Consider the following 4,409-nt stretch of genomic DNA (forward strand, 5'->3'; position numbering starts at 1 on the left):
TTAAAAGGAAGGGGCTTAAATATTACGACCCTATTGTCCTTTATGTTGTTGCGGCTTTATGTACTATTCTGTATAAAGCCTTTTTTTATTATGATTATGACCAATCCGGATATTTAAAGCTTATTGCAGTTTCATGGGGTATGTTTTCTATTTATTTTTTAATCGCAGGATTTAAGCGTGATAAATAAAATCCATAATTTCTTTACGGCTTCATTTGTAATACTTTTGCTTGTATATTTATTTCTAATATATAACATATCTTATCTTGGGGTTTATATACACTATACGGCAACGCCGTTAATATTACTCTGCCTTTTCCTCAGCTGGGTCACAAGGCCTCGACACCCTAAAAACTAACTTTGCACCAGATAACCTATATCAGATAACAGCCCTCTCTAGAGAGGGCTGTTTTTTTGTTGCCAGTGCTTATGTATGCCATACTTTACTACACATAAGCCAGTACACACAGAGTCCCCTCTAACGAGGTTCCACCGTGACTGGTTCAGGGGGCTCGCCGCCCCCCGAAACCCCCTGCATCCACTGCGAAAAATTCTCACAGTGGTGCGAACTTTTTCTCAGCGGAGCCTATGGAAAAGCGAACGAAAGAGATCAAAATCCGCATGACCGAAACTGAGCATCAGCGTCTGCTTGAACGGTGCGACCGTTTTCACCTTGCAGAGTGGTTGCGTCAGCTTGGTCTGGGCGAACATACGTCACGTAAACGACCTGTTCCTGAGGTTGCGCCTGAACTGCTTCGTCAGGTCAGTGGTATGGGCAATAACCTGAACCAGATCGCTCGTAGACTGAATCAGTCAGATTCCCTTACGCCTTCTGAGCGTGTTTCACTGCTTTCCATCCTGAACAGCCTCGACCGTCAGCTAGGGGAGTTACTGGAGCAGCACCGTGATCGTTAAAATCCATTCCCGTGGTGCTGGTTCTGGCAGTGGTCCGGTTGATTACCTGCTGGGAAAAGGCCGTCAGCGAGAGCAGGCCACCGTATTACGGGGTGATCCTGATCGTGTATGCGAGCTGATCGACAGCTGCGACTTTTCCCGTTCGTACACCTCTGGTGTGCTGTCTTTTCAGGAGCCGGATATTTCAGACTCTGAGAAATCCCGCCTGATGGACGAGTGGGAACAGACCCTCATGACGGGATTAGACCGTGACCAGTACAGCTGTCTCTGGGTAGAGCACCGCGACAAGGGACGGCTTGAACTGAATTTTGTCATCCCGAACATCGAATTGCAGAGCGGAAAAAGGCTGCAACCCTACTTTGATCGAGCTGACCGTCCCAGAGTGAATGCGTGGCAGACCCTGACCAATGACCGACTCGGATTACGCGACCCGAATGACCCCCTTAACCGCCGCCCGCTAACTCAGGCCAGTGACCTGCCCCGCGATAAACAGCAAGCCGCAGAGAAAATCACCGCGGGACTCATGAACCTGATGCAGCAGGGGGTGATCCGCAGTCGTGAGGATGTGGTGAAGCAGCTGGAGAGTTACGGCCTGACAGTGGCGCGGGAAACGAAAAGCAGCATCAGTATTGCCGACCCGGACGGCGGTCGAAATATCCGGCTGAAAGGAATGATATATGAGCGAGATTTTAAATTTGGCGAAGGGCTTCGAGGAGAAATCGAGGCAGCAGGCGCAGGATACCGAGCAGAGCGTGAAGCGCGAGTTCGAGAGGCTGGAAACGTCTATCAGCGAGGACTTGAAATCAAGCTCGCAGAACATCAGCAACGCTATCCGCGAACAGAACGACAAACTGACGCGCATAGTCAGATACTCACTCCTGAGTGCACTGGGCTGGATATTCCTGTTCGCCGCGCTGCTGATCATGATACTGGGCGGGATAATCTGGTTTCAGGGAACGGTCATCACTTCGCGCCTGAACGAAATGGACAGCTACAGTCAGCAACTGGAGAGCCTGAAAGCCCAGAGCGGTGCAGGAGTAGTGATTTACAAGGACGACAATCAGAAGAACACCTATCTGGTGGTACTGCCGAAGAAAGCACATGGCACCGAGACATACACATCGAAAGGCGGAAACACCGTGATGAAGTACACCGCGAAGTAACCCCGTCAGACGCCACAGAAACGCCACAGCGCGTTTTTATCACTGAGGACAGGCAAAACCATGACCGAGATGGAAAAGCAGCTTCTGAACGCATTAGAAAGCTTACAGACAAGCTACGCGCAACAGCAACAGGCGTGGCAGGACAGTTACAGCAGCTTGCAACGCATGTTCGAGACTACCTCGCAGGCGCTGGAGCGCAACGACAGGGTATGTCTGAACTTGAGCAATCAGGTGAAGGCCTTGCACGAGCAGGTCGAACGCTTGAGCAGCGATCTGAGCCGATTAACACGCTCGTAAAGCAGCATGAGCGAGAGTTACAGAAGGAAAGGCAAGCAACCCGTTACCACGGTCTTAGCCGGTAATCTCTGATGGCACAGAAAGCGGCTTTTCATAACACGATTAAAAGTGTACATTGTACATCAGAGGGGACAGGAGACAGCCGTGAGTCACGCGATTGAGTTTATCGAGACAACGATGTTTACCCGTCAGATAAAGCAAATCGCCACGGATGATGAACTCAAAGAACTCCAGAAAGAGCTTATCGAGTCACCGGACAAAGGTGACCTTATCCAGAAAACTGGCGGCCTGCGAAAAATCAGGATGGCGACGGGAAATCAGGGAAAAAGTGGCAGTGCGCGGGTGATTTACTTCCTCGCCACCGCCGAGGTGATTTATCTGGTGATGGCCTACCCTAAAAGCACCAAGGACAGCCTCACCGACGCAGAAAAAGCCGAACTGAAGAAGCTAACCCAACGACTGAAAGACGAGGTGTAACATGAGTTTTTTTGACGAGCTGAAAGCCTCTCTTGAAGAGGCTGTTGAAATCAAAAACGGAACCAAATCCCCCGCCCGCGTGACGCGCTATGAAATGGCCGATATCAAGGCTATCAGGGAAAATCTGAATATTACGCAGAGCGAAATGGCGAAAGTGCTGGGAACCAGCCTCGATACCATCAAAAGCTGGGAAACCGGACGTCGTAATCCGACCGGACTGGCAGCAAAAGTGCTGGCCACGATTCAGGCTAACCCGAAGTTCTTTCATGAACTGGCGGCGCATTAAGCTGATGTGACAGAAGAAATTCGACAGGCGAAGCCGTTCGCGTGTAAATTTAACGGCAACAGAAAAAACAAAGCCCCGGAAATCATGCTCAATCTTGGCGGATGCACATGATAACCAGGGCCAGGTACGAAACCTTGAAAGGATATTAGCACATGAACCGTGCCAGACAACAGCCCGCCATAAGCGCAGGGCGAATTGAATAACGCAGCACTCGAACTTTTCAACGACCGCTTACCGCACAAACCGTACTTCTCGGATGATTTGCACTTTGGTGTACGCATCGCAGGGAAAGAACGCGCCATTCTGGCGAAATACATCCAGTTTAATCAGCCTCACGCCATGTTCTGGCTGGGATTTGACGTTGACCGCGCCGGAGCTGCCATTGACTGGAGCGACCGCAACGCTCCCGCGCCTACGCTGACCATCACCAACCCTGAAAACGGACATGCACACCTGCTTTACGCGCTGGAAACCTCGATACGCACCGCGCCAGACGGAAAAATGAAGCCATTACGTTACGCCGCTACCGTAGAGAATGCGCTACGTAAAAAATTGGATGCTGACGCGGGGTATTCGGGGCTAATTTGCAAGAATCCGAACCACAGTCACTGGAAAATTGCCGTATGGCAGCCGGAGCTTTACACACTGGACTGGTTAGCCGACTTTCTCGACCTGAACGCCGCTAACGACAAGGAAATCGTTGCTGACTACGGCTTAGGCCGTAACTGCACCCTGTTCGACAAAACCCGCAAGTGGGCATATCGTGCCATCCGTCAGGGCTGGTCTGAGTTCGACCAGTGGCTGCAAGCCTGTTACGAACGTGCCAGCGCCTATAATCTGCAATTTGCAGCACCTCTGGATGAAAATGAGGTAAGAGGGATCGCTAAAAGCATTGCCAAATGGACTAATGCAAAATTTAGTAAGGAGACGTTTGATGATTATGTATCTCGAACTCATTCTTCAGAAATTCAATCTATAAGAGGTGCTCGTTCAAAAAGAAAGCCATCTTTAAATTCAGAGCGAACTCAAGAGCCTTGGGTTCTTCTCAATATTAGTCGCAGGTCTTTTTATTATAAAAAACTCAAAGGTGAAATATGATTCGTGAAAAAATCAATAATTTAAATAAATTTCGATTTTGTTGTTATTTTATTCTATCCTTCATTGCCATACATGTGTTGGTTGTTGTTGCGTTGCCTAACGGCGTTCTTTACTCTCTAGACTTCTCTGAAGCTTTTGCTTCTGTGTTTATTGCTTATTTCCTCTCTTGGATTT

The 4,409-nt window shown here is 49.3% G+C and carries 7 protein-coding genes and 1 pseudogene; all 8 read left to right on the forward strand.

The window, feature by feature from the left end; all coding sequences use genetic code 11:
* A partial coding sequence (locus C5687_RS25150; RefSeq protein ID WP_238380513.1) for a hypothetical protein occupies positions 1 to 188 on the forward strand: 188 nt, incomplete at its 5' end.
* A 399-nt stretch (positions 189 to 587) separates the two neighbouring features.
* Positions 588 to 914 carry a MobC family plasmid mobilization relaxosome protein gene (locus C5687_RS23520; RefSeq protein WP_074195574.1) on the forward strand — a complete coding sequence of 109 codons (327 nt, stop codon included), beginning with the start codon at positions 588 to 590 and terminating at the stop codon, positions 912 to 914.
* A gap of 208 nt (positions 915 to 1,122) precedes the next feature.
* Positions 1,123 to 1,221 (forward strand): annotated as a pseudogene (locus C5687_RS25425) (hypothetical protein); the annotation flags it as partial.
* A gap of 370 nt (positions 1,222 to 1,591) precedes the next feature.
* The gene (locus C5687_RS24695) at positions 1,592 to 2,077 is read left to right on the forward strand and encodes an MbeB family mobilization protein (RefSeq protein WP_064186334.1); all 486 of its coding nucleotides are present in this window, start codon (positions 1,592 to 1,594) and stop codon (positions 2,075 to 2,077) included.
* A 60-nt stretch (positions 2,078 to 2,137) separates the two neighbouring features.
* Positions 2,138 to 2,374 (forward strand): MbeD family mobilization/exclusion protein, encoded by a 237-nt coding sequence (locus C5687_RS24700; protein WP_064186333.1) that lies wholly within the window; start codon positions 2,138 to 2,140, stop codon positions 2,372 to 2,374.
* A gap of 144 nt (positions 2,375 to 2,518) precedes the next feature.
* Positions 2,519 to 2,851, forward strand: coding sequence for a type II toxin-antitoxin system RelE/ParE family toxin (locus C5687_RS23530; RefSeq protein WP_064186332.1), 333 nt, complete (start codon positions 2,519 to 2,521; stop codon positions 2,849 to 2,851).
* Between the two features lies 1 nt (position 2,852).
* Positions 2,853 to 3,137 (forward strand): NadS family protein, encoded by a 285-nt coding sequence (gene nadS, locus C5687_RS23535; RefSeq protein ID WP_008815944.1) that lies wholly within the window; start codon positions 2,853 to 2,855, stop codon positions 3,135 to 3,137.
* Positions 3,138 to 3,332: 195 nt separating this feature from the next.
* Positions 3,333 to 4,235 (forward strand): replication initiation protein, encoded by a 903-nt coding sequence (locus C5687_RS23540; protein WP_064186331.1) that lies wholly within the window; start codon positions 3,333 to 3,335, stop codon positions 4,233 to 4,235.
* Positions 4,236 to 4,409 lie beyond the last annotated feature (174 nt).

Origin of the sequence: Enterobacter sichuanensis (genome assembly GCF_002939185.1) — a bacterium.
Lineage (GTDB): Bacteria > Pseudomonadota > Gammaproteobacteria > Enterobacterales > Enterobacteriaceae > Enterobacter > Enterobacter sichuanensis.

What these genes read in the sequence shown, in the direction of transcription:
- C5687_RS23520 (WP_074195574.1), top strand. Translation starts at nt 588, where the DNA reads ATGGAAAAGCGAACGAAAGAGATCAAAATCCGCATGACCGAAACTGAG.
- C5687_RS24695 (WP_064186334.1), top strand. Translation starts at nt 1,592, where the DNA reads ATGAGCGAGATTTTAAATTTGGCGAAGGGCTTCGAGGAGAAATCGAGG.
- C5687_RS24700 (WP_064186333.1), top strand. Translation starts at nt 2,138, where the DNA reads ATGACCGAGATGGAAAAGCAGCTTCTGAACGCATTAGAAAGCTTACAG.
- nadS (WP_008815944.1), top strand. Translation starts at nt 2,853, where the DNA reads ATGAGTTTTTTTGACGAGCTGAAAGCCTCTCTTGAAGAGGCTGTTGAA.